This window comes from Methanoregula sp., from assembly GCF_049510175.1.
In the GTDB taxonomy this organism is placed as follows: Archaea; Halobacteriota; Methanomicrobia; order Methanomicrobiales; family Methanospirillaceae; genus Methanoregula.
Genome location: NZ_JBEKZF010000003.1, coordinates 1 through 24480 on the forward strand (window position 1 = coordinate 1; position 24480 = coordinate 24480).

Genomic DNA, 24480 nt, shown 5'->3' on the forward strand with positions numbered 1-24480 from the left:
TGGAACCGGCCAGCGCGACCGTCAGGGTCCGGTTCCGGAACCCGGTCGCTGGTGTAATCGACGTGATTGCCGGTTTCAGCTGCTGCGTGACCGTGAACGGGACGAGCGACGTGCTGGTGCCGCCGTCAGTGGTGGTCACGTTCGCAAACCATTTCCCGAAGGCTGCATCGGCCGGTATCGTGAAGTTCCCAGCGATCGCGGTCGGCGTCACACTTCCCAGTTGGGCCGTGATGACCCCGGGATACGTTGAATTGAAGAGCGTGACCGTGGTGTTACCCGGGCCGGGCTGGAAGTTGGTGCCGGCAAGCGTGAACGTGACGGTGCTTGTCCGCACGCCGGTGAGGGGCGTGATGCTGCCGGTAATTGTCGGCACGGGTTTCAGGAGTGTGAACCAGCAGTTCGTGGTGCTGGTGCCGCCGTCGACCGTGGTGACGTTGACGATCCAGCTGTTTGATCCGACCGGTGCATCGTCCGGGAAGAGCACCCGGGCCGTGATTGAAGTCGATGTTACGCTTGTGATATTCGCATAGATAGAGGTCGCGTTAGTCGTGAAATACGTCTGGTTGAAGAACGAGACGTTCGAGCCGGTGCCGACCTGGAAGTTGGAACCGGCCAGCGCGACCGTGAGGGTCCGGTTCCGGAACCCGCTGGTCGGCGTGATGGTCGAGATCTTCGGCGTGTTCTGCTGGACTACCGTGAACGGGACGAGCGACATGCTGGTACCGCCGTCGACCGTGGTGACGTTGGCAAACCATTTCCCGAAGGCTGCATCGGCCGGTATCGTGAAGTTCCCGGCGATCGAAGTCGACGTCACGCTGCCCAGTTGGGCCGTTATGACCCCGGGATACGTCGTGTTGAAGAGCGTGACCGTGGTGTTACCCGGGCCGGGCTGGAAGTTGGTGCCGGCGAGCGCGAACGTGACGGTGCTTGTCCGCACGCCGGTCAGGGGCGTGATGCTGCCGGTAATCGTCGGCACGGGTTTCAGGAGTGTGAACCAGCAGTTCGTGGTGCTGGTGCCGCCGTCGACCGTGGTGACGTTGACGATCCAGCTGTTTGATCCGACCGGTGCATCGTCCGGGAAGAGCACCCGGGCCGTGATTGAAGTCGATGTTACGCTTGTGATATTCGCATAGATAGAGGTCGCGTTAGTCGTGAAATACGTCTGGTTGAAGAACGAGACGTTCGAGCCGGTGCCGACCTGGAACCCGGTGCCGGCCAGCGAGACCGTGAGGGTCCGGTTCCGGAACCCGGTCGCTGGTGTAATCGACGTGATTGCCGGTTTCAGCTGCTGCGTGACCGTGAACGGGACCAGCGAGGTGCTGGTACCGCCGTCAGTGGTGGTCACGTTCGCAAACCATTTCCCGAAGGCTGCATCGGCCGGTATCGTGAAGTTCCCGGTGATCGCGGTCGGCGTCACACTGCCCAGTTGGGCTGTGATGACCCCGGGATACGTTGAATTGAAGAGCGTGACCGTGGTGTTCCCGGCACCGGGCTGGAAGTTGGTGCCGGAGAGCGTGAACGTGACGAGGTCCGTCCGTACTCCGTTGAGGGGTGTTATGCTGCCGGTGATGGTCGGAACGGGTTGCAGGAGCGTGAACGTGACCGGCGAGGTGCTGGTGCCGCCGTCGACGGTGGTGACGTTGACGAGCCAGCTGTTCGGGCCGACCGGTGCATCGTCCGGGAAGAAGACCCGGGCCGTGATGGCGGTTGACGTCACTCCCGTGACATTCGCATAGATAGAGGTCGCGTTAGTCGTGAAATACGTCTGGTTGAAGAACGAGACGTTCGAGCCGGTGCCGACCTGGAACCCGGTGCCGGCCAGCGTGACCGTGAGGGTCCGGTTCCGGAACCCGCTGGTCGGGGTGATGGTTGAGATCTTCGGCGTGTTCTGCTGGACTACCGTGAACGTTACCGGCGAGGTACTGGTGCCGCCGCTGACCGTGGTGACGTTGACGAACCATTTCCCGAAGGCTGCATCGGCCGGTATCGTGAAGTTCCCGGCGATCGCGGTTGGTGTCACGCTGCCCAGTTGGGCCGTGATGATGCCGCCATACGTCGTGTTGAAGAGCGTGACATTGGTGTTCCCGGCACCGGGCTGGAAGTTGGTACCTCCGAGCGTGAACCTGACGAGGTCTGTCCGCACACCGGTAAGGGGCGTGATGCTGCCGGTAATCGTCGGTTTCATCAGCTGTATGATGGCAAACTTGCCGACCAGCGTATTCTCTCCTCCGTCCGTAACAACCCGGATATTCCAGGGTCCGACGGTTGCATCCTCCGGGATCACGAGCGTCCCGTCAATATGGGTAGCCGTGACATTCGTGAGCGTCGGGACAAGAATATCGGTCTGGTTCCGGAACTGCACGGTGGTGTTGCCGGGTCCCGGCTGGAAATCCGTTCCCGTCAGCGTGAAACTGATCGTGCTTGCGTTGAATCCCGTGCTCGGAGACGCTGTTTTTACTGCCGGGAGCGGCTGGATCGGCGCGGGTGCTGACAACGACAGGTTGATGGTACGGAACTGCGCAATCGTCCTGCCGACCACCGGGTAGGTTTCTGTCATCTCGTTAAAGTCATAGATTGCCGTGATGTTGTACTTGCCCATGGGATAGAGACCGTTCCCGGTATCCCAGATCGGGCCGGTGGCATACACGGATTCATTTGTCAGGATACTGAGCGGAGTGGCTCCCCCGGAACTGTTCACGAGGGTGGTATAGGTGGTGCCATCCGGTCTTTTGACCACGATTCTCAGCGGAACTCCCGGCGCGGTTGTTCCGTCTGCTATCGTGGTATTCAACTGGAATGAGATTTGGTCCCCTGCCGGGATGGTCTTCCCGTCCGGATCAGCGCCGGTCGTTACGTCCATGACGGCGATCTCAATGGACGGATCAGTGACATTGAATGCGATCGGTGACCCGCCGAGCGTGCTGCCGCCAGTCCAGCTGTACCACGTGCCATTACGCCCGACGAAATTGACAGGGTCTATGGTAAATGCATGTTCGTGTCCCGACACATCGATGGTCCAGTTTGGAACGGTTGAAGAATCAAGTGCAACGGGAGCGAACCACGCTATCGTAGTGTTCGTGCCCATACTCTGAGTAATGTTGAGATCTGATTCACCGATGAATACATTCCCGCCCGCAGAAATGACGCGGATGGGATCTGTTGATGGCGGTTCAGCAGCAATATAACCCGGTTTTGTCGCGATATCGAAACCGTTTGAGTTTGATGCGTTTAGGGATACCGTGAAGTTACCGCCATACGTATAGGTGTGTACGGGATTCTGGAGTTCGGAATAGTCACCATCGCCGAAACTCCAGTTCCAGGCTGTCGGTGATCCCGTCGAAATGTCATTAAATCTGACCACCATCGGTACATGACTGTAGGTACTATTTGCGGTAAAGTTGGCGGCCGGGAGCGGATCAACTCTGTTGTTCAGCCTGGCTACAAGGGTATGCTCTTCTCCGAGGTGCCATGATATGACTGTATCCGTTCCAACGGATGCCGCAGTCACATTTTCCGGAAGCAGATAGGACGGCATATCTGCACCATATCCCGGCGTACCTGCCGAACTGTTATAGTAAGTCCCAAGGGTCACGCTCACCTCCGGCTTATACCGGATCGTAGTTCCGTTAGGTTCAACCCTGTATACCGATGAGAAATTATAGACTGTACCCGGTTCCATAGCAGACGTGTCCAACGATACCGCGATCATGTCGTTTGAGTACCCTGTCGATAATACCGGGGCATCAGTAAAGAATGAGCCGGGAACGATCGTAGCGTTGACATAGTCACTGGGGAAGGGCATGTTGATAACCAGTTGCGCAGACGTGATACCGGTCATATCTGTCAATGTCATGTTTCCGCCGACAAACTGGTAACCGGTACTGTTGAATCTGGTCTGGTTGAACCCCCGGTTCAGGCTTATGTTCGTAAGCTGAAAGCTCGTTTCCGAAGTTGCATCTGAAGGCCCGAAATTTGAATTCTCAGGGATCGTAAACTCTCCCGGGAATTGCCAGGTTGCAGAAGTATCGTTCCATTGTGCAGACTGATCTGCCTGAACCCAGGTAATGTTGTTCGTCTGGATTGAATACCTCAGGTTGCCAAAGCTGGTTCCCGTCCCGTCAGCCAGATGTCTGATGACCAGAGTATTCATAACGGAGATGTTATGGATGCCGCTGGACAGGGAATTGCTGTTGCTTTGAACTACCATATCGCGGCTGATGCGGAACTCTGCCTGTGGAAGGGCCGGGGTAGTGACGTTGATATACGCGGGTTTTAACGCCATGTAAGACCCGGTTGCATTGGTAACCGTGAGGTTTACGGTATACCATCCCGATGTCGAATACGTGTGAGTTGCATTGCGCTGAGTGCTTACCGTAGTGATGAAGTTACCGCCGTCACCGAACGTCCAGTTCCATTTGGTTGGACTTATGACCGTCTGTGTAATGTTGAACCGGACGGTGAGCGGGGTAACCCCCGTAGTGATGTTCGCAGTGAAGTTGACGGGAGTCCCTTTTAGAGTAATTGTCCGTGCCGCTGAAACCGTCTTTCCCGTGTAGTCTGCCCCGACATTCAGGTAATTATCCCTCATGTGGTTGAGCGTTGAGACAGCCATGACGGTATACGTGCCTGGCGGGGTGGCGTGATTGCCGGTGCCGTCACGTGCACCTGTTTGCCACGATGCAGTCGGTGAGCCCCAGTACCATGGCTGGACGTTCACGAAATTCGCTTTTACGGAAATCGGACCGGCAACGGGACCGGCACTGAAGGAATCGTTATATAAGGCCGGGACTGTCGTGCCGGATTGGTTCTTCACGATGATATTTATGTAACCGTCAGTCGCAGGATTGATCGGGCCCCGGTTATCAGGGTTTATTACGGCCATATACATGTTGGTGTCGACGCGGAAACCGAGCCGGGTTCCCATGGGGACTGTCGTACCGGTTACATCAGAACTGTGATCAAAATCCCAGATTCTGAGGTCAAGGACGGGGTCTTGGACATTGAATACCGGCGCCCCGGTCTCTGCGGTCCCACCAGAACCGACAACGTACCAGTAGCCGGAATATCCGACAAAATTTGCCGGGGAAACTAAGAAGTTGTTATACTGTTGTCCGGCAGCAAGATCGATTGTCCTGGTGGGTCCCGTAGTGCTGATATCATGACCCGATTCCCACCACCCGATGGTGGTCAATGGGGGTATTCCGTCAAGGGGAGCGCCCTGTGCCTGGTTCAGGGCATGGGTGACGTTAAGACCCTCTTCACCGATGAAGATGGTGGCAGACATGTTGATGATCGTATTGTTTCCCGTGACCGCGATATACCCGGCTTTCCGCGTGCTGTTGTATCCGCCGGCATTGTATGCCTGCAGCGCGACCTTGTAGCTCCCCGGGGTTGTATAGATATGCGACGGGTTCTGTGCCGATGATCCGGCGGGCATGAGCCGCCACACGTCGTTTGTCGTGCCACCGTAACCCTGACCACCCATCAGCACGATGCTGCCGTCCGGCATCGCAACGCTGGTCTGATCGTCCCTTTGCGACCACCCGGCACTCGCTGTCAGTTGTTTCCAGGTGGCGCCATTATCCGTTGACCGCCACGTGTCATTCGTTAAGATGCCACCGTAACCCTGACCACCCATGAGGACGATGCTGCCGTCCGGCATCGCCAGGCTGGTGAAACTGACTCGCGGTGACCACCCGGCACTCGCTGTCAGTTGTGTCCAGGTAGCGCCATTGTCCGTTGACCGCCATGTGTCATTCTTTAGGACGCCACTGCTTTCAGCACCACCCATCAGGATGATGCTGCCGTCCGGCATTACAACGCTGACTGGCCTTTCTCTTGGCGACCATCCGGCACTTGCAGTCTGCTGAGTCCAGGTGGCGCCATTGTCCGTCGACCGCCACACGTCATTAATATCGCCGGATGAGGTGTAACCACCCATGAGGACGATGCTGCCGTCCGGCATCGCAACGCTGGTGTGGTGGTATCTTCCGTCCCACCCGGGACTTGCGTTCATCTCCGTCCACGCAGCGCCGTTATCCGTTGACCTCAACACATCATTCCTATTAGCGCTACCGTCATCACCGCCCATGAGGACGATGCTGCCGTCCGGCATTGCAACGCTACTTTGACCCCATCTCCCCGACCATATGGCATGTGCAGTCATCTCCGTCCATGTTGCGCCATCATCAGCTGACCGCCACACATCATTCAGCTGCGAGCCTGTGCCATTGTACCCGCCCATGACGACGATGCTGCCATCGGGCATTGACACACTGCTATCATCGGTTCTTGCCGACCACCCGGCACTTGCGTTCACCTGCATCCATGGCGCCGTGTAATTCTCGTCACCGAAATACCAGGCCCAGCCGGTGGGGCTGCCGGTTGAGGCATCGGTAAACTGGACAGTGAGCGGGGCAGCGCCGGAGGTCACGTTTGCTGTGAAATCAATTGCTTGATGGCTTGCAATACTGATCACTTCTTTCAGTACTGCCTGTTTGCTTGTAGCATTCCCATAACTCCAGTTTGTGGGGAAGTAGTTGCTGAGATAGGCATGAGTAACCGTGGCAGGCAGCATATCCGCCGGCATGACGGCGGTATCATTCATTGCCCCCCCGCGAGAACCGGTATTCGTGCCCTGTGCCAGAAGGATCTGCGGTTTATAGTTCACGGGCTGGCCGTGAGCCTGTGACGGGTCTACAAGCAGTACAACCGAGAAGTTATAGATCCGGTCGGCCTGCATATTCTGTTCATCGAGGTTAAACTCGAGCATCTGATCGGTGACCGGGTGGAATCCTAGGAGCGGGGCATCCGTCTGGAACGTGCTGTTGAGTATCGTTGCGTTCACCGGAGCTGAGCTGTTGGCATACACCGCGATGTTGCCATAGATCCAGTCACAGGTCATCGTGTCAAAGCTTGCGTTAAAGGTAAGCAACTGGTACGCCGGGGCGGTGAACACCGACTGGTTAACGCTGCGGTTGAGAGTAAACGGGAGACTGTCCGTGACCGTCATATCCGTCTTCCACGCGAAGCCCATGTTGCTGTCTGGCTGGATTGCATACCGGTCCGGGTAATCCCAGACAATGTGGCCTGAGTCCCAGACAGTGTTTGGATCCCCGACATCAGCTATATCCGAGCCTTCAACCCCGACCGTCATAGTATCGAGGATGAGCACACTTGTATCTCCTGTATTTTCAACATGCAGGTCCTCAGTGATGTTGAGCGGCTTGGGCTGGGTGCCGTGCATCAGGGAATCGCCCTGCGTGTGGGCCTGCCGGTTCTCGACAATCACGAAGGTTGCATTGTCCGTTACCGGGATCTCGAACAGCGTGATATCAATGCCGGTCAGGTTATTCTGCACATTCAGCTGGTCAGGCCGGTAGTATACAGATTTGTTGATCGGCGATCCGGTAGGCTGAATACCGGTCTGGTTATCCATGGTTGCAAGCAGCCAGCAGGTTCCATTCGGCACTGCAATCGAATAGGGACCCGGCGAGCTTATCACGGTACTTCCCACCGAGTTGAATGTCCCGTTGATAAGGGGTGTAAAAGCTTCAACGAGAATCGGCCCGGTTTTGGCCCCGGCATAATAGACCGTGCCGGAGATATTGAAGGTTCCACCATTCACAGTGACATACGCAGATTTCCGCGTGCTGTTGTAACCGGCGCTGTTGTATGCCTGCAGCGCGACCTTGTAGTTCCCCGGTGTGGTATAGGTATGCGAAGGGTTCTGTGCTGATGACCCGGCGGGCATAAGCTGCCACGTGTCATTCAAAAAGGTGCTGCCGTCATAGCCTCCCATCTGCACGATGCGGCCATCCCGCATCGCGACACTACTGTGATATCCTCGTGCCACCCACCCGGAACTTGCATTCACTAACGTCCATGTTGCACCCCTGTCTGTTGATCGCCACGTATCATTCTTAATATCAGCACCAGACCCGCCACCCGTCAGCACGATGCTGCCGTCCGGCATCACCACGGTGCTGTGACCATCCCGTGCCGACCATCCGGAACTCGCATTCACCCGTTTCCACGTGGTACCGTTGTCCGTAGAACGCCATGTGTCATTAAAATCTTTGCTTCCGTTATACCCCCCCGTCAGCACGATGGTGCCATCCGGTGTCATCACGGTGCTGTGATGGGATCGTGCCGCCCACCCGGAACTTGCATTCACTAACGTCCACGTTGCGCCATAATCCGTCGACCGCCAGGTATCATTCAGGCGGTTGCCATCACTGTCGCGACCCCCGGTCAGCACGATACTGCCATCCCGCATCGCGACACTGCTGTGATATCCCCGTGCCGACCATCCGGAACTCGCGTTCACTTCTGTCCACGTATCGCCATTATCCGTCGACAGCCATGTGTCATTCTGGCCCAGGCCGCCGCTGTAACCACCGGTCAGCACGATGGTGCCGTCGGGCATCACCACGCTGCTGTGAGCATGTCTTGCCGCCCACCCGGGACTCGCGTTCACCAGCGCCCACGTAGTGCCGTAATTCGTTGACCGCCACACATCACCCTTGTTATTCGTGTCCCAACCACCGGTCAGCACAATGCTGCCGTCCGGTGTCGCCACACTGCTGTGCCAGTCTCTTCCTGCCCACTCGGAACTCGCGTTCAGCAATGTCCAGGGCGCAGTGTAATTCTCATCGCCGAAATACCAGGCCCAGCCGGTGGGGCCGCCGGTTGAGGCATCGGTGAACTGGACGTCCAATGGCGCGTGACCCGATGTCGGGATTGCAGAGAAATCGGGAACGATCTCCGCACTGGCGATACCGCAGAGTAAAATCAGGATCAGGATCCCGGTGCAGGCGAGTCGTATCGGCTTCATGGTGACCAGCGCTCCCCGCTGGACCAAAAAATGCTTCCTTTCTTTCTGACTGCACCGGATCTGGTAATTACACCTGCATTTCCCGTCCCGTCGATATCAGCAATTCTGTCAGCCATTGTCCATTCAGCAGCTAGTGCTGCAAAGGTCAACAGGGCTCCGAAAGGCTGACTGTATCCGTATAAATCACTGTGCACGTTCACGTCTCATATCCCCTGCGGTATTTAATACCTGATCAGAGACCTGACTGTGGCAGTCCTTGCACGCCCTCCTGGAACACTTCCTGCAGGATAGTGTGAATGGCCGGTATGGTGCCGGCATGTATCTGTTGAGTTCTGTAACAACCCAAACTCAGTCGCCGGACTCCGATAATATCTCATTTCGGAAGTCTAAACGTATATTGTTACTGATTTTATCTTAAGACGAAAATGTGAAGGTTATATGATATGAATCTGGTTAATTGAGCATCATCTCATGATGTGCCGGTATGTTCTCTCCAGATAAAGCCTTCCGGTGAGTTGCCATAATATCTTTTGATCAATCCTATGGATAGAGTACCGTTCTTTTTTATACGCCGGAATGGCAGTATTAACCAATGGGGCTCCCAAACACCAGCGGCCAGGACTCAGGTCTTGCGAATGCAGTAAAAAGCCGCGCTGCGCATGTCGTCCACCTGACCCACAACGATCTGGATGCCGTGGGAGCGGATGCCGTGCACAGGATGAAGTTTGGCACTGATGGCGTATTCACCATCTGGAGCTCCGTGGGAAAATTTCCCGCGCTCTTCTCCCTTGTCGCTTCCTGTGAGGGCAGGGGGGACCTTCTCTCCATCTCGGATCTCGGATTCCATCAGGATGCGGAAGCCATTGCAGGAAAGGCACGGAAGAACGGCTGGATGGTTGAATGGCGAGACCACCACCGCTGGCGTGAAGAGGAGATCAAAAAAACCGAAAAAGCGGTGTCGCTGCTCCGGATCGATACGTCGGTCTGCGGTACCGGCATTGTCGCCCGGGACCTCCTGCCGGAGGATCCTGTGGCCAGCGAAGTCGCCCGGGTCGTCTGCGATTACGATCTCTGGAAACATGCCGATCCCCGTTCGGCAGTACTTGGCCAGGTGCTCCAGAGAAAAGCGAACCGGGAGTATGTGCGGGACTCTCTTGTCAGAGGAGTATTCTCGGACGAACGGATCGAGCACGAGTACAAGGAGATCAAGGCCGAGATGGAGGCGATGATGCGGAAGAGCTTAAAGCACGCTACCTTCACCGGCACGAAATACCGCATCGCCTTTGCACCGATGTACGGGTACCCGAGCGAGACCGCCCACTTCATCCGCGACGAGAAAAATACCGAGATAGAGGTGATCATCGGAAAGGACGGCAAATTCTCAATCCGTTCGGTCCCGCCCATCAGCCATCTCATCGCCCGCGAGTTCGGCGGGGGGGGGCACCCGGGCGCTGCCGGCGGCTCGTTCAATTTTTCCGTAGTGGAACGGTTCACGTGGTGGCTCTTCAAGAAGAGCCGGCATTTTGACGAGCTCGTGAAGGTTGCCGAAGCATATTGACAAACAGTGCTTTGTCGATTCTGAAGATCACGTTTTATGAGAGAAGCCTCCTGATAAGCAGACCGGCTTCATCCTGCCCTGCCACGATCACAACAATGGATTATCATTACTCCTGCCATCCATCTCTTTTTTATCCCCGCATATCTGCAAACCCAAGGGACAGTTACCGCGAAAAAAGATCAGCGTTCGTATACAGCAGCTGCGACAAGGTCTTTCCAGTAATCGCCGCAGTCCTGTTTACAATATCCCCCGGCACTGATCTGGTCCGGATCAAGATGGGACAGGGCGAGCCGCACTGATCCCCGGTCCGGGTCCATGAGAAAGATCCGTGAAAAATCATATTCGCCCTTCAGCTCGAAGAGGGTGGGGAGCATCTCCCTGCTGATCGCAACCTGCCGCTGGCGCTCAAGGAGGATCGCGAGATCCTTTCTCGTGGGAGACGGCTGGAAGAAGAACACATTTTTCCGGGCAAGTGCCTGCACCTCCGGTTCATCGATCGATTCCGCGATCAGGACATGCCCCGCAACCCCGGTGTCCCGCATAGTACGCATGAGGGTGTTATATACGGAATGGATTGCGTCGTGGTACTCGTCATCATCTTGGTAATACCGGTCAGTGAGGCCAAGATCATGGGGAGCCGGGAGGGCACACCACGCACCTTTTTTCTGCACCACGATCCCGGCGGCATCCTCAACAATGGGGCCCGGATCGAGGCTGAGGTCGTCCGTGATCCGGCTGCTTTTGATCCCGAGGAGACAGTCCCGTATACGACCGGCATAAAATGTACCGCCGGCACAAGAGAGCTGGATCTCTGCTGAAACCTGCGGGGCGAGCGATTGTTCCAGCAGGTACGTGATGATATCCGCAGCCCTGCCCCGGTGATCCGCTATCCATTCTACGAGTGCGGCTACCTCCGGCTGCCCGGGCTCCGCCCCGAATGCCCGCGTTGCCAGTTTGAGCCGTTTTACCATTGTAGAGATCTTATTACTCATAAGCATCTAAAAAGTACTGATGAATCAAAAGCCGCTGCTCGTCACCTGCGGGCTGCCGTACACCAACGGCCCCTGCCATTTAGGTCATCTGCGAACGTATGTCCCTGCCGACGCGTACGTCCGCTACATGCGACGGGCAGGCGAAGAAGTCCTCTTCGTCTGCGGTTCGGACAACCACGGGACGCCGATCGTGGTCTCGGCCGAGGAAGCCGGGATCTCCCCCCGGGCGCTCTCGGAGCGGTACCACAAACATTTCGACGAGACCTTCCAGCGGATGGGTGTCATGTTCGACCGGTTCGGGATGACCGACGACCCGGCGACCCATCACCGGACCCAGGCGATCGTCCTGGAACTCGAGAAGAACGGCTACATCTACAAGCAGGTCGTCCACCAGGCCTACTGCACGAAGTGCAAGCGGTTCCTGCCCGACCGGTACGTGGAGGGCATCTGCCCCCACTGCGGCATGACGGCCCGGGGAGACGAGTGCGACCAGGGGTGCGGCAAACACCTTGAACCCGGCGAGATCAAGGACCCGGTCTGCAAGGTCTGCGGGACCAGGGCCGAGTTCCGGGACCAGGAGCACTATTTCTTCAAGCTCTCGGAGTTCAGGGACTTCCTCCTGTCGTTTCTCGACAACGTTCGTGGCACGAGCAATGCGAAGAATTACGCGATCGGCTGGATCAGGGAAGACCTCCACGACTGGTGCATTACCCGCACGCTCGAATGGGGCGTGAAGTTCCCGGGCCGCGACGACCTCGTGGTCTATGTCTGGGTCGATGCCCCGATCGGCTACATCGCGTTCACCGAGGAATGGGCACAGAAGAACGGCAAGGACTGGAAGCGCTACTGGTGCGGCGAGAACCGGGTCACGCATTTTATCGGTGGCGACATCATCTACCACCACGCTATTTTCTGGCCGGCGCTGCTCAAAGGTGCAGGATATGGTGTCCCGCATGCGATCGTTGCCAGCGGGATGGTGAAGGTCGATGACCACAAGTTCTCCAAGTCGCGGGGTTACGTGGTCTGGACCAACGACGATTATCTCGATAAGGGACTGCCCGCCGATTACCTCCGTTACTACCTGCTTGCGTACACGAGCCACACCAAGGAACTGAACTTCTCATGGAAAGTGTTCGGAGAGCGGATCAACAACGAGGTGGTCAACATCTTCGGCAACTTTGTGTACCGCACGCTCTACTTTGCCCAGAAGGAGTTCGAGGGGATCCCGCCCGGCCCGGTCGATCCGGCGATCACGGCCGAGATCGAAAAGAGCCTCGCGACTGTTGATCAACTCATGCGGGACTACGAGTTCAAGGGAGCAGTCGATGCGATCATGGCGCTTGCCGCGTTCGGGAACACCTACATCCAGACCAGTGCCCCGTGGAAGCTGATCAAGACCGACCGGGCGGCAGCGGCGCAGGTGATCAAGAACTCTGTCCAGATCGCAAAAGCCCTCGCCCTCCTCATCGAACCGGTGATGCCGGATGCAGCCGAACGGTGCTGGAAGCAGCTCGGATACTACGATAGCGTGGCAAAGCACCCGGTCAGCGATGCCACGCACCCGGTGCCCGAGGCATGCATCAAGCCCCCTTCCCCCCTCTTTGTGAAGATGGAGGATAAACAGATCGCAGAGCTCGATGCCCTGCTCCAGAAACGCGTCGCGGAGGCGAACAGGAAGATGGAAAAGACACCCGCTATATCCATTGAAGAATTTGCAAAAGTTGAGATGAAGACAGGTATTGTCCTTGCGGCCGAAACGATTCCGAAATCGGGCAAATTACTGAAGTTGCAGGTGGACGTTGGCGGCGAGACCCGCCAGATCGTGAGTGGCATCGCTCCGTTCTACAAGCCGGAAGAACTGGTAGGGCAGAATGTCGTCGTGCTCACGAACCTTGCACCGGCAAAGATCTTCGGTGTCGAGAGCAACGGGATGATCCTCGCCGCGGGGGATGCGGCCTCGCTGCTTATGCCGCTGAAACCGGTGGAGCCGGGGACGAAGATCCGGTAAAAAGACTGGGTACTGACCGAGTGGACCCTGTAACCCTTTTTCCCCATGTCCCGCCTTCGCACTCTCCTGGAATGGCTTCTCATCCTCGTCCCGCTCTTCATCATCGGGTTCCTGGTCTTCCATTTTGTCTCCGGAGCCGGCATGCCCACTAACGGGTCCTCCGGACTTCCCGACGGCAATGGCGGCTTCTTCCAGAGCCCCCTCCCCGCGCCGCAACAGTATAGCAAGACAGCGGGCGAATGGCAGTTTACCCTCACGTCACACTACGCGTACACACTTGCCGGCAAGGTTGTCGGGAGGCACGAGTACCCCGCTGCAATGCCCGACGGGATCATCCCACTCGATCTTGCGGTGGTGAATGGTGACCTGATCAGGCCGGATATTCTCTCGTATTTCAAGTTCACGATGGGTGATCACACGCTCAAATACAGTTACGATGTCCCTGCTTACACCGGGCTCACGGAGGAATATATCGATGAGCACATCAGCAACAACCACCTTGTTTTCCTGAATTCGACGCTGGAGAGTGAAGTGAAGAGAGCGCAGGCCGGCAGCTGCCTGATCATCAAGGGCAAACTGGTCGATATCCGGGGGGCTTCACCCGGTTCCCAGTATCTCATCGATACGAGCACCGTACGGAACGATTCCTATCCAGCGGGCTGCGAGATCATCCTCGTTGAATCCTCAACGCCGGTCATTTGCTGAAAACAATCTGTCTCTGGTCATTGGCGCGGGACCGATCAATGTTCGAAAAGAGGTATGCATGCCGGGCTGGTCACCCGGCAAGGGTGTGGATGAGGTGAAACGTCCGGTCCCCTGTGCAAAAGGATCGGTTCAGATGGATGCAGGTCTTGCAGCGCGGTCACGGTGGCGCTGGACAATCGTTGTCGTGCGCCAGTTCTCGCTCATTGCAATGTCCCGGATCCATCCCCCTGCCGGCATCCTGTGCGGGCGCGCACGGGTGCCGGGATTCGATCCGTTCCGGGCATGATGAGATCCGAATCCCGGAGCATGGTCGTTCGTGGTCATGGCATGGTCTCCTGGACGCAGGCTTGCACGACATAGATGAATGTCGTGCTGCATGCGATCCGAATGTCTCCTTGCTATCCGCACCGGCAACAATGGCCGCACGGGAGGATCCACCGGGGAAAGTGAGCCGGCGGATACCTCACGGGGCCGCATGCGGGTATTTACGGATACGAGTGTTTCACGTCCCGGTCATTAGGGACGAGGCACTCTGATCAGAGAATCTGGTGTTGCAGCACTTATAATCATAAAATATGCCGGGTAACGGGATCGTACCATGTGGTTCAATCATGGAACGATCGTGACGGGAAACGCAGGAACAGGCGCAGTCCCCGATCACTTCCGCCCGGCCATCTGCTTTGCTGTCAGGAGCCAGTGCAGTTCCCCGGAAGGATGCTCGGTGTACGAATAATTTCGGATCTTCGCAAGCCCGCCCTTGGTCATCACGATCCCTGCATGGTCATCCCCGGAAATAATCCGGCTGATGAGCGATGACAGCAATGGCTCGTGGCCCACCAGCAGGACTGAAAAACCATCCGGGTGCCTGCCGATCTCCCGGCAGACCGCATCCGGGTTCCCGCCCGGCTCCAGCACGTTCCACGTGACGAGATTTTCCAGCACGCCAAGCACGTCCGCTACGATCGCTGCGGACTCCTGTGCCCGGGCAAGCGGGCTTGCGGCAATAAGATCGAACCGGATATCCTGTGCAGTGATCCAGTGCGCGACTGCAAGGATCTCGTCGCGCCCTTTCTTCGTCAGCTGCCGGTCCGCATCGCTTCCGCCCGGCCCGGCATCTTCTGCCTTCCCGTGCCGTAAGATGAAGACGTCCACACAGGGACTGACGCACGGTGGAGGGATAAAGATTGTGAAAAAAGGGAGTTATTCGAAGAGCCGGTAGTTGGGCGCTTCGTCCGTGATCAGGATGTTGTGGGGATGGCTCTCGGTCATGCCGGCATTGGTGATCCGGACGAACCGTGCCTTCGTGTGCATCTCCGGGATCGTCTTTGAACCCGTGTATCCCATCGCGGACTTAAGCCCGCCGACAAGCTGGTAGATGACCTCCCCGACATGTCCCACGTACGGGGTGACTCCCTCAACTCCTTCAGGCACGAACTTCGTGCTGCCGATATCCTTCTTCTGGAAGTACCGGTCGCTGGACTGCCCGCTGCTCATGACACCCAGCGATCCCATGCCGCGGTACTGCTTGTACCGCCGGCCTTTCATTGTGATCACCTTGCCCGGGGATTCATCCGTGCCGGCAAACATGCTGCCCATCATCACCGTGTCTGCCCCGGCCGCGATCGCCTTTGCCACATCGCCGCTATATCGGATGCCGCCATCGGAGATGATCGGGATATCCGCGTCCTTTGCCACATCTGCGACCTGGGAGACTGCCGTAATCTGCGGGACACCGGTGCCGGCAACGATACGGGTCGTGCAGATGGAACCCGGCCCGATACCGACCTTGATACCATCGACCCCCGCATTCAGCAGCGCCTCAGCCGCTTCCTTTGTCGCGATATTGCCCGCCACGACATCGGCCTTTACACTCCCCTTGATCTCCTTGACCGCTGCTACCACTTTCATGTTGTGGCCGTGGGCACAGTCAACGACCAGCGCATCCACGCCGTTCTGGTCGAGGAGTTCGGCACGGGAGAAGTCGAACGGGCCGACTGCCGCGGCCACGCGCAGGTTGCCTTTTGCATCGCGGCTTGCGAGAGGATACTGGCGCTTTTCCAGGATGTCCTGCATCGTGATGATGCCGATCAGTTTCCCTTTCTTGTTCACCACGGGAAGGCGTTCGACCTTGTTCGTATACATAATCTCGAGCGCTTTTTCCGAGGTAATATCCTCGTTCGCAATGATCGGCTTCCTTGTCATGATCGTATTGATCTTCTCATCGCCGCGCTTGGAGACGATCGCCCGCACATCCCGGCGGCTGACGATCCCGATGATTTTGCCCTTGTTGACGACCGGTACGCCGCCGATACTGTACTGGTGCATCAGGCGCTCCGCGTCCGAGACCGAGGCAGTGTCCTCGACATAAAGGACATTGCGCTCGATCAGTTCCTCTGCCTGCTTGACGACAATGATCTCCTGGAGCTCGTGTTCGGGCGTCATGTTGCGGTGGATAACCCCGATCCCTCCCTCACGTGCGAGTGCGATCGCCATCGTCGCCTCGGTTACGGTATCCATGGCCGCTGATACCAGCGGGATATTCACCCTGATATTTTTCGAGAACCATGAGCGCGTATCGGCCTCGGCCGGTTCGAGCAATGATGCCAGCGGTTCGAGCAGGACATCATCAAAGGTTAATGAGAGTGGTACATCCAGTTTTTCGACAAACATAGGTCACCTGATCATCGCAAGCGCGGTCTTGATCAAATCTTCCCTGACAGTTGCATTCCGGTCCCCGCCGCACACCATGCCCCTGACGCCGATAATATCCGGCTTGATCCGCTTGAGCGCATCGATGTCCTCGAATTTAAAGGCCCCGGCAAGCGCAGTCCCGAGGCCGAGTTTCCTGTTCGCGTCCGTGAAGGCACGGAGCGCATCTTCGTCCATGAAGGCAAAGGTGCTCTGGCGGTCCTTGATACCGGTATCGATCATCGCAACATCGGCCCCGCACTCCGCCGCGATCGGGGCCATGTCAAAGGGCGAGATCGAATGCATGCGGGCATAGTCCGAGTATGCGGCGATCACAACATATTTTTTCGGGAACTCTTCTTTTACTGCCCGGACAACTGCGGCGATGAGATCGCGAGCCCGGTCATGCCCTTCAAACGCGAGCCCGATCTTCACATAGTCAGCCCCGGCACAGGCAGCGCCGTACGCGGCAAGAGAGGCCCCTCCCGGTTTGTAATCGAAATCACCGATCGCGGCACTTACCGGTTTTTGTGCAAACTCCTTGATCTCACGGATTACCCAGGGGAAGTTGGCGCCGAGCGAGCCTTCGGAGGGTTTCTTGACGTCGATGATGTCAGCGGCAGCGGCATGCCTTGCCTCGTCAATAGAGCTTGGGCTGACCAACAATTGCATACAGTTTAATGATCTTTTATCCTCATAGTGATTGCGTGAAAGTATCCTTTCAGAGCACCTTTGGGATAAATGGATGCATCCTCCTTTCCTCACTGTATTAGATTGAGGGAATAATACTTTTTCCTTCGGTTTTAATTTCAAAAATTCTACCATCGTTTATCGAAATGATATATTATCATTTAAGATTCAAATAAGAAAATTATGCGACATTTTATTTTTATTTTGGGGATTGCCATGATCGTTTCAGTATTTCTCGCTGGTTGCACTTCAGATTCTGTTAAAGAATCGGATATTCAAACCACCATCTCACCACTTTCTCTTCCACCGACAACAGTGACTCAATCGACAATAATTACATCGGCAATAACTCAAACCACAATACCGCAAACTGTTCAAATACCTATTGCCACGGTGCAGACTCCTGATCCTCTTGGGGAGAGTTCGAAACTGATGACGGTTACAACCATTACCGGAGAATCCGGCAGGCAATCGGTGAATGTCACTGTTCCTTATGGTTACTGGGAGATGTGGTATACGGCAGACCCTATCGTTACCGGAGGACAGGATTCGCATTCGGCAACCGGTACTAACTCGGCGGTATTCCCTTCATTGTCAGTGGTCATCAGTGATGCTGCACGTGGAGAAGAGATCGAGACGGTCGAGCCCCCCGGCGGACTTGATATTTACCTCTGGCAACGATCCGGAGATCCCCGTCCCTGGTCAACGAAATTTTACGAGGGGAATAAGGAATATACCTTCGATATAACGGCAAGACATCTGAATTCATATGTGATTGAGGTCAGGGTTCCGAAAACATGATTTCATGATCCCGATTTTAAAGTTGGATTTTGACATTCATCTGCCGTATCATGTCTGTAGTATCGCATTACTTTGAAGAGCCCGCGCGACGTTTGGATAAGCCGCCAGCCATACATCCAGAGCAGCGCGTTAAACACATACCTCCCACAGTCATTTTTTTTATTTTTTTCCAGATATCCCATTCTTTGTTGCACCTGTGTATCCTTTTGAAAAATGGAAGAGGATAGATAAAATGAATAAATGATTAATTCCCAGTAACATACGAAGCACAGAAGCCGTATGACTGCCATCAAAGACCAAATCGACAGCCGGTTTGGTATGCCAGGATTTGCCTAATAATACATGATTAGATAATTATTAAAAAGAGGTTTCGTTCTCGTATGGAATTGGTTCTTGCAATGGATTTGCGGCATAATATGGTCGTACACGGTAAATCCGGGCTGCGTGAGAGCTACAAACCGCTTGACTGGGGATGCTCCCCGACGGCAGAACCCGTGGGTTTTGTCAAAGCGATCAGGCCACAATCCATCTACATCGCAGACCTTGATCGCATCGAGGGGACCGGTTCACACGACACGATCATCCGGCAGTGCGCATCGCATGCCGGCCGCTGTTATGTCGACCGCGGGTGCAGGGCGCCGGACGATCTGCTCGAGGGTTATCATATTGTGAATATTGTCGGTACCGAGACCGGGGGAGACGACCTCTCGCAATACCGTGGCGGATTTTTAAGCCTTGACATCAAAGACGGATCTGTCATACCATTCAACCGCGACCCTGAGGAGGTACTCCGGCAGGCAAACGGCTGGAAGTTTGACGGGTGCATCATCCTCAATATCGGTGCCGTGGGGACGGAGACGGGTATCAACAGGGACATGCTCAAAAAAATGCGAGTCGCCTATCACCGGAAGCTCTTCTATGGCGGGGGCGTTGCAACCGTTGCCGACCTGCAGGCGCTCAGCGATGCGGACATTGACGGGGCGATCATTGCCACGGCACTGCACCACGGGGCAGTCCCGCGTGCATGGATACGGAGGGGAAGCTGTTGCTAGTCACGCTTGAGGGTATTGACGGGAGCGGGAAGAGCACACTTCATGCTGCGCTCAGGGAACTGCTTGCGGATCTCGACCCCGTCTTCACGCGGGAGCCCGGTGCAACATGGGTGGGAGATGCCGTGCGGCGGGCGATCGCGGAGCAGATCGATCCGGTAACGGAAGCGACACTGTTCGTAGCCGACCATGCCGCGCATCTTGCAACAGTTGTCCGCCCGGCGCTGGCAGAAGGAAAACTGGTCATCTCCGACCGGTACAGCGACAGCCGGTATGCCTACCAGTCCGTGACGCTGCAGGGAATCATCCCGGAACCGGAACAGTGGCTGCGGGCCATGCACAACGGCTGGTCGATCATACCGGACCGGACGTTCCTCTGCGTGCTGCCCATCGATGAAGCCCTGACCCGGCTCAAACCTGCCGGTGCGCGGGAGCATTTCGAGAAACGCGAGGTGCTGGAGAAGGTGCAGAATAATTATCTTGCGTACGCCCGGAATGAGCCGTCGCGGTTTGTGGTTGTGGATGCGATGCTTGAAAAGGAAGCGATCGCGGAGTTTGTCGCGGGGGCGATCAGGCAGGACCTGAAATCCGGGAAAAAGAAAAGGAAGAAATAATTTTTCCAGACATTTTCATGAGCCTCCGGCAAAATAATTCCGGAGTCTTCATGAAATCCCGGTGATTTGGAAAATTTTTTTAATTTTTTTCACGGAAAATTTTCCCGAAAAAAATTTTTGATCTTTTCTTTTCAAAAAAATTTCAGAAAAATTTTTTAAAAAAATTTCCGGCCCGGACAAAAATCCGGTCCCCGGTCCCTGCTCACAGCGTCGGAAACCGCCCCCCAAAGCATCCTTCCGGGATCCTCATTTTCAGGACAGACAACCTTCCCAATCCGGGCCCTCTACGGGCTCCGTTTCCCCAAAATTCCGGAACCGGGCTCAAATCGGGCTCCGATTGGGATCCGCCACCCCCCTGTTTGGGGTAAAACTCCTGGTGGATTCGCATGAACATAGGGTCCGGCAGATCATCACGATTCTTCATCGGCCGGGGCTATACAATCTAGGGACATATGAGATACAGAAAACCCCGCAAAATCCCCGGTTTGCCGAACCGGGCATTTTTGGAAAACCGCGTAAAATGCCCGGATTCCACCGGGGTATAATTCGGGCCCGGAATGCCAGGTGGGGGTAGCATTGACCTTTTCAGGAGCTGGGTGAGTTTTCGCATAAAATCGTTTGTTTGACTTGAAAGGCGGGCGAGCAAAAAAGATGCCCGCCAAACGCTGCTATGAGGCTCCGGAGGGCATTATATGCGGCTCAATTTGAGCCCCGTTTGGGGAATGGGGCGTTATTCTAAGGTATTCTTACGGCGGAGGAGGGGGTTTACGGCGGAGGAGTATGCTAGGAGTCGGCGCGACGACTAGTCGGATTCCACGTGGGCAGATCACCTGCAATATTGGTTGAAGGTAATTGAGCCCCGACGGGGCCCCCCCGCTGCGGTTCAATACCTGTCGATAGAAAAAAGCAAAAAAGATTTATTCAAATATCCGTGACGCGTTCAATGAAATAATTATGGACTTCAATTTCCAGCGAAGGCGAATAGATACAATACCCGAAGATAAAAAAATCGAAGCACTTGAAAACGCTGCAAAACATTTTAATTACATTGAATTTTCATGGAGAGATTTTAACAAAGTATCAACAATCAGTGCAAGTGCAATCAAGACACATTTTGGTAGCTGGAAAAAAGGTCTTGCGGCATTAAAAAAACATCTTCAACAAAAAGGATTAAACTTATCCCCGCGTCCTTATGCCCCACAACGAATTTATTCCGATAAGGACCTGTTTGACGAAATGGGTCGGATATGGCAAAAAGTAGGACAAAGACCATCTAGAACTGAATGGGAAGCATCAGATCCAAAAATTAGCATAGGCGCATACAAGAAGCGCTTTGGTAGCTGGACTAATGCATGTCAAAAATTTATTGAATTTCAAATAGGGGGAGATATTTTATCTGATACTTTTGTCCGGTCCAAAGAAGAGGATTTTGTAGTACATGAGAAAAATGGGAAGGTAAGATATTCCAAAGAAAATTCAAGAAATGTTTCACTTAGTTTGAGATATAAAGTTTTGAACCGAGATCATTTCAAGTGTGTATTTTGCGGAAAAAATCCTTCTACGGATTTCGGAACAAAATTGCATATAGATCATATTATCCCATTCTCCAAAGGTGGAAAAAGCACTTTGGAAAACCTTCAAACACTTTGTGACTCATGCAATCTGGGAAAAAGTGATTCACAAGAATAGGAAACAACTCGAACGGCCTTATTAACTACCTTGCCCAGGCGCGACCCGACGAGGCGTCGTGCCGACCCCCATAAGGGGGGGGGGAAACATCCTATCGACCAAATAAACCTCGGAAAAAACATAATTTAGATGATATACTCGTTAAAAAAGATAAAATTAAATTTTCTCACTCACTTCTTCGCAATCGTCACGATCACGTCGCCAACCGTGATCACGTCCACCTTCGCTCCCTCTTCCATGTAGGAGTATTTCGGGGTGAACGCGTTCTCCGGTACAGCAACTTCCGTACCTTCAAGAACAATAGTCTTCGGCGGGTTGGCCAGCTGCTCCGGTGAGAGCGCCCGGACTGCAGTCATGAATACCTGCGCCTGTTTCCGGAACGTAGGCCCAACCACACCCCGGTTGAACTCGATGTCGGTTACAACCCGGTCGAGTTTTGCTGCATCGGTGCGCCAGTGGACGTCGGCATTGAGCGTCCGCCCGGTATCCCCTTCGTCATTGACCGTGTGCGGGGCATAGATGGTCACTTTCCCGAGCGGGGCATTGAGTGCGAGACCGGCATCGTGCTTGTACTTCCGCACTTCAGCTACCACCTGCACGAGAAGATCGCCTTCCTTCCGTGCCGCTTCGTCCTCGAACGTGAATGAAACCCACGGCTGCCTGTGGACGCTCTCGCCCTTGAGGTAGGAGTAGCACTCCTCGGCGAAATAAGGGGTGAACGGTGCGAGCATCCGGCAGAGGGCGTCGAACGCGGTGTGGAGGACGAGGCAGGCACTGGCCCGTGAGGCGTCCTGCTGGTAGAGTCGGCCCTTGACGAGCTCGATGTAATTGTCGGCAAGCACGTCCCACGCGAACTCGCGGATTGCCTTGAGCGCGACATCGAACTGGTAGGCTTCCATTGCCTCGCTCACCTGCTGGATAGTGTCCGAGAGCCGGACGAGCAGCCAGCGGTCGGCCAGGGCAGTGACCGGCGCGTCCTTGTCGAAGCCATCCTTCCCCAGCTGGAGCAGGGCGAACTTGGTGATGTTCCACATCTTGGTCTGGAACCGGGACGCGGCGACGACGTCGTTCCAGTTGAACATGATGTCGGAACCGGTCGCAGCGCCCATCGCGCCCCACTGCCGGAGGGCGTCGGCGCCGTACTTGACAAGGATCTCCTCCGGGACGATGATGTTGCCCCGGCTCTTGCTCATCTTGAACCCGTCCTCGCCCAGCACCATGCCGTTGACAAGGATCTCCTCCCATGGCTTTGAACCGGTGAGGGCGACAGACCTCAGGATCGTGTAGAACGCCCAGGTGCGGATGATGTCATGGCCCTGAGGCCGGATCTGGGCGGGGAAGATCTTCGGCTTGCCGCTGCCGTCCCAGCCGGTCACGTTCAGGACCGAGATCGACGAGTCCATCCAGGTATCGAGCACGTCCACTTCCCCGTTAAACGAGGTGCCGCCGCACTTTTTGCAGGGATGACCGGGCTGTACAACCATGGGATCGACCGGGAGATCTTTCTCGTCCGGCACGGTCATCTCGCCGCACTTCGTGCAGAACCAGATCGGAATGGGGGTGGCGAAGATCCGCTGCCGCGAGATGCACCAGTCCCATTCCATCTGGTCCACCCAGTTCTCCATCCGGCGGAGCATGTGCTCGGGATACCACGTGATCTGGTGGGCAGCTTTCTGGATCTCATCCGGTTTGATCTTCACGAACCACTGGCGCTCGGACAGGATCTCGATCGGTGTCTTGCAGCGCCAGCAGGTACCGACACGCTGGGCGAGTTTCTCCTGTCTCATCAGGATATTCTTTGCCTTCATGTCAGCGACGATTGCAGCACGGCATTCGGTGGTGTTCAGGCCCTGGTACTTGCCGGCGATGGCGGTCATCTTTCCCTGCCGGTCGATGGCCTTCCGGAGCGCAAGGTTGTGCTGCTTCCACCAGTGGACGTCCTGCTTGTCGCCGAACGTACAGATCATGACTGCTCCCGACCCGAACGCAGGATCCACTGCCTCGTCCTGCACGACCGGGACATCGTGGCCGAAGAGCGGGACCTTCATGGTCCTGCCTTTGAGTTCGTGGTAGCGCTCGTCATCAGGGTGGACGGCGACAGCGACACAGGCAGCGAGGAGCTCGGGACGGGTGGTCGCGATCTCCACACCGTCGAAATCAAAGTAGTTGAGCTGGGTCTCGCGGTCATCGTAGGAGACTTCCGCAAATGCGATTGCGGTCTCGCAGCGGGTACAGTAGTTTACCGGGTGTTCGCTCTGATAGATGTAGCCGGAAGCCAGCATGCGCAGGAACGAGAGCTGCGTCTTGCTGTAATACTTCGGCGACATCGTGATGTACTCGTTGCTCCAGTCCGTGGAGAATGCCATCTTCCGGAGCGTGAGGCGCATCGCCGCGATGTTTTTTTCTGTCAGTTCGCGGCACATCCGCCGGAACTCTTCCCGGGACACATCGTTCTTCGTGATATGGTTGAGTTCTTCCACCTTCACTTCCGTGGGAAGCCCATGGCAGTCCCAGCCCTGCGGGAACATCACATTGAACCCTTTCATCCGCTTGTAGCGGGCGAAGAAGTCGATGTAGCACCAGTTCAGTGCATTGCCGATATGGAAATTCCCCGTGGGATACGGGGGGGGTGTATCGATGACGAACTGCGGTTTTTTCGAGTCCCGGTCAAAATAATGATCCTCATCGCGCCAGGTTTTTCGCCAGCGCTCCTCCACTTCGGCGAAATCATAGTTTTTCGGCAGTTGATCAGATGACACCATTCGGGAGAAGGTTGGTCGTGAAATAAAATATAGTGATCGCATCGCCCGGTAGGGGCACAATAAAACTCTTTTTGCTTGAAGACAAATG

The 24480-nt window shown here is 55.7% G+C and carries 14 protein-coding genes; 8 read left to right on the forward strand and 6 right to left on the reverse strand.

Translation table 11 applies throughout. The annotated features are described in order from the left end of the window. Positions 1-8836, reverse strand: an 8836-nt coding sequence (locus ABSG49_RS05685; protein ID WP_424025151.1) for a DUF3821 domain-containing protein, incomplete at its 3' end; no start/stop codon positions are given. Between the two features lie 592 nt (positions 8837-9428). Here ABSG49_RS05685 and ABSG49_RS05690 point away from each other — a divergent pair. Further along, positions 9429-10394, forward strand: coding sequence for a phosphoesterase (locus ABSG49_RS05690; RefSeq protein ID WP_424025152.1), 966 nt, complete (start codon positions 9429-9431; stop codon positions 10392-10394). Between the two features lie 179 nt (positions 10395-10573). Here ABSG49_RS05690 and ABSG49_RS05695 read toward each other — a convergent pair whose 3' ends face one another. Continuing rightward, complete coding sequence (locus tag ABSG49_RS05695) at positions 10574-11386, reverse strand: hypothetical protein (RefSeq protein ID WP_424025153.1); 813 nt, start codon at positions 11384-11386, stop codon at positions 10574-10576. 19 nt (positions 11387-11405) lie between these two features. On the opposite strand from ABSG49_RS05695, the gene metG reads away from it, so the two are divergent. The 3 genes from metG to ABSG49_RS05710 are packed head-to-tail and all read left to right on the forward strand — an operon-like array spanning position 11406 to position 14385. Then, positions 11406-13394, forward strand: a complete 1989-nt coding sequence (gene metG / locus ABSG49_RS05700) for a methionine--tRNA ligase (protein ID WP_424025154.1) — start codon at positions 11406-11408, stop codon at positions 13392-13394. A gap of 45 nt (positions 13395-13439) precedes the next feature. After that, positions 13440-14099: a hypothetical protein gene (locus ABSG49_RS05705; RefSeq protein WP_424025155.1), complete on the forward strand. Its 660-nt coding sequence runs from the start codon at positions 13440-13442 to the stop codon at positions 14097-14099. Positions 14100-14157: 58 nt separating this feature from the next. Further along, positions 14158-14385, forward strand: a complete 228-nt coding sequence (locus tag ABSG49_RS05710; protein WP_424025156.1) for a hypothetical protein — start codon at positions 14158-14160, stop codon at positions 14383-14385. 371 nt (positions 14386-14756) lie between these two features. On the opposite strand, the gene sixA is transcribed toward ABSG49_RS05710, so the two are convergent. Genes sixA through ABSG49_RS05725 form a run of 3 tightly spaced genes read right to left on the reverse strand, consistent with a single transcriptional unit; the run spans position 14757 to position 17459 of the window. After that, positions 14757-15251: a phosphohistidine phosphatase SixA gene (sixA, locus tag ABSG49_RS05715; protein WP_424025157.1), complete on the reverse strand. Its 495-nt coding sequence runs from the start codon at positions 15249-15251 to the stop codon at positions 14757-14759. A 48-nt stretch (positions 15252-15299) separates the two neighbouring features. Further along, entirely contained in the window at positions 15300-16769 is a 1470-nt protein-coding gene (gene guaB, locus ABSG49_RS05720; protein ID WP_424025158.1) for an IMP dehydrogenase, read from the reverse strand. Positions 16770-16772: 3 nt separating this feature from the next. Next, a complete protein-coding gene (locus ABSG49_RS05725; protein WP_424025159.1) occupies positions 16773-17459 on the reverse strand; it encodes a (5-formylfuran-3-yl)methyl phosphate synthase in 687 nt (228 codons plus the stop codon). 201 nt (positions 17460-17660) lie between these two features. Here ABSG49_RS05725 and ABSG49_RS05730 point away from each other — a divergent pair, with 201 nt between their 5' ends. From ABSG49_RS05730 to ABSG49_RS05745, 4 genes are all read left to right on the forward strand, one after another. Beyond that, entirely contained in the window at positions 17661-18278 is a 618-nt protein-coding gene (locus ABSG49_RS05730) for a hypothetical protein (protein ID WP_424025160.1), read from the forward strand. A gap of 398 nt (positions 18279-18676) precedes the next feature. Further along, the gene (locus tag ABSG49_RS05735; RefSeq protein WP_424025161.1) at positions 18677-19330 is read left to right on the forward strand and encodes a HisA/HisF-related TIM barrel protein; all 654 of its coding nucleotides are present in this window, start codon (positions 18677-18679) and stop codon (positions 19328-19330) included. After that, the gene (tmk, locus tag ABSG49_RS05740) at positions 19324-19941 is read left to right on the forward strand and encodes a dTMP kinase (protein WP_424025359.1); all 618 of its coding nucleotides are present in this window, start codon (positions 19324-19326) and stop codon (positions 19939-19941) included. Before ABSG49_RS05735 ends, tmk begins: the two co-directional genes overlap by 7 nt. Positions 19942-20895: 954 nt before the next feature. Continuing rightward, complete coding sequence (locus tag ABSG49_RS05745; RefSeq protein WP_424025162.1) at positions 20896-21630, forward strand: homing endonuclease associated repeat-containing protein; 735 nt, start codon at positions 20896-20898, stop codon at positions 21628-21630. 170 nt (positions 21631-21800) lie between these two features. Here the strand turns inward: ABSG49_RS05745 and ABSG49_RS05750 are convergent, their stop codons facing one another. Further along, positions 21801-24392 carry a valine--tRNA ligase gene (locus ABSG49_RS05750; protein ID WP_424025163.1) on the reverse strand — a complete coding sequence of 864 codons (2592 nt, stop codon included), beginning with the start codon at positions 24390-24392 and terminating at the stop codon, positions 21801-21803. Positions 24393-24480 lie beyond the last annotated feature (88 nt).

What these genes read in the sequence shown, in the direction of transcription:
- ABSG49_RS05690 (WP_424025152.1), top strand. Translation starts at nt 9,429, where the DNA reads ATGGGGCTCCCAAACACCAGCGGCCAGGACTCAGGTCTTGCGAATGCA.
- ABSG49_RS05695 (WP_424025153.1), bottom strand. Translation starts at nt 11,386, where the DNA reads ATGAGTAATAAGATCTCTACAATGGTAAAACGGCTCAAACTGGCAACG.
- metG (WP_424025154.1), top strand. Translation starts at nt 11,406, where the DNA reads ATGAATCAAAAGCCGCTGCTCGTCACCTGCGGGCTGCCGTACACCAAC.
- ABSG49_RS05705 (WP_424025155.1), top strand. Translation starts at nt 13,440, where the DNA reads ATGTCCCGCCTTCGCACTCTCCTGGAATGGCTTCTCATCCTCGTCCCG.
- ABSG49_RS05710 (WP_424025156.1), top strand. Translation starts at nt 14,158, where the DNA reads ATGCCGGGCTGGTCACCCGGCAAGGGTGTGGATGAGGTGAAACGTCCG.
- guaB (WP_424025158.1), bottom strand. Translation starts at nt 16,769, where the DNA reads ATGTTTGTCGAAAAACTGGATGTACCACTCTCATTAACCTTTGATGAT.
- ABSG49_RS05725 (WP_424025159.1), bottom strand. Translation starts at nt 17,459, where the DNA reads ATGCAATTGTTGGTCAGCCCAAGCTCTATTGACGAGGCAAGGCATGCC.
- ABSG49_RS05730 (WP_424025160.1), top strand. Translation starts at nt 17,661, where the DNA reads ATGCGACATTTTATTTTTATTTTGGGGATTGCCATGATCGTTTCAGTA.
- ABSG49_RS05735 (WP_424025161.1), top strand. Translation starts at nt 18,677, where the DNA reads ATGGATTTGCGGCATAATATGGTCGTACACGGTAAATCCGGGCTGCGT.
- ABSG49_RS05745 (WP_424025162.1), top strand. Translation starts at nt 20,896, where the DNA reads ATGGACTTCAATTTCCAGCGAAGGCGAATAGATACAATACCCGAAGAT.
- ABSG49_RS05750 (WP_424025163.1), bottom strand. Translation starts at nt 24,392, where the DNA reads ATGGTGTCATCTGATCAACTGCCGAAAAACTATGATTTCGCCGAAGTG.